Here is a 1,342-nt window from a genome sequence, read left to right as displayed (position 1 = left end):
GCATTATCCGAATGAAGCACCGTGGCTGATTCCTTATTTATTTTCTCATCACAGCAGATACGATCAAAGAATCTTTCTGCCAATTTGCCGCTTTGCTCTCCATGTACTTCAACTCCTAAAATACGTCTACTCCACACATTCATAACCATATAAAGGTAATAATATTGGCCGATAATGGGGCTTGGCAGCAGCTTTATATCCCATACCAGCACTTGTTTTATTCCCCTTGCTTCTAACATTGGCACCTCTCGTTTTTTCTCATTTGTCGCGCTCTACCTCGATGATTCAGCAACCCCTCGTCTCGCATTATCCGATATATTGTCATCTCTGAATCTATATAATTACCCTCCTCTGCCAAAATTGCAACTATCTGCGCTGGTTGTAAACGAGCAAATCGCATTTGGTTGATCATATTTATTATATTTTGCCGCTCTTGTATGCTTAATTTATGTGCCACATTTCTCTGCGCACCTTTGCATTGATCAACTTTAAATTATTTGCCGCTTATATGTATCCGCCAACGCCTTAACGTGCGCTGGCAAACATCCAGGAGTTCTGCTATAGCTTGAATCGGCACGCCTAAATTAACGCCTTCTGCTAAAAATTGGATTGCCTTTTCCTTTTTCTGTAGTTCCCGCTCTAGGCGCCTTTTTGGCGTATCAGCTCCTGGTTTTTACGCTAAAATTCCTATTGATCCGCCATGTTAGGTGCATCTAATCCATTTACATACTCTACTGCTTGGCTCCAGCGGGCATGTTGCCCGTGGTAATGGTCTATTTACCTACAATAGGCACATAAATTAGCACCGTTAAGGCCAGAAGCTTCTATTACGGAGAAAAGCCACTAATTCCCCTTCTCGTTTCCATAGGTGCCTCCAGCTATAAAGCGTTTGACGGCTAATACCTGTAGCCCTTGAAATTTCAGTAACTGTTTCCCTGCTGGGCGGACTCATCCTTTGGCGTACATTAGCTTGAAATCACTTCAACATGAACAGCCAAGCTGTAGTCGGTCATTAAATTGCTCCATTAAGACCCAAGAATTTAATTAACAAGGGTGACAACTTTCTGGGCAGAGGAAGGATGTGGAATTCATTATGAGATTTGGTTGTCAAACGGACAGCAAACGCAACTATCTAATCATTATTATAGAATGTAGATGTGAGCTCAAATCGTGATTAGCGATTAATTAAGCCAGCCAGCAGCCGTTCACTACGCAATTCCAACTGCTCATGACTTTCGAGCAGTTCCTGTTGGCGGCGGGACAGCAAAAAGTAATGCTCTAATTCCTCCTGCACCTGATGTAATTGCAACAGGGTTAGCTCTGCTTCTTCGCGGGCATTATT

At 42.8% G+C, this 1,342-nt stretch carries 1 protein-coding gene and 2 pseudogenes; all 3 read right to left on the bottom strand.

Going from position 1 to position 1,342, the window contains the following annotated elements:
* Nucleotides 1-239, bottom strand: a pseudogene (locus C7K08_RS15125) (hypothetical protein); the annotation flags it as partial.
* 254 nt (nucleotides 240-493) lie between these two features.
* A pseudogene (locus tag C7K08_RS16990) lies at nucleotides 494-616 on the bottom strand (helix-turn-helix domain-containing protein); the annotation flags it as partial.
* Nucleotides 617-808: 192 nt separating this feature from the next.
* On the bottom strand, nucleotides 809-952 hold the full coding sequence (locus C7K08_RS16985) for a helix-turn-helix domain-containing protein (RefSeq protein WP_106501142.1): 144 nt from the start codon (nucleotides 950-952) through the stop codon (nucleotides 809-811).
* Nucleotides 953-1,342: the final 390 nt, after the last annotated feature.

The organism is Synechococcus lacustris str. Tous (genome assembly GCF_003011125.1).
Lineage (GTDB): Bacteria > Cyanobacteriota > Cyanobacteriia > PCC-6307 > Cyanobiaceae > Synechococcus_D > Synechococcus_D lacustris.
This window is presented reverse-complemented; position numbering and strand designations above follow the sequence as displayed.

Coding starts and splice junctions, on each gene's coding strand:
- C7K08_RS16985 (WP_106501142.1), bottom strand. CDS start 952: ATGAGTCCGCCCAGCAGGGAAACAGTTACTGAAATTTCAAGGGCTACA.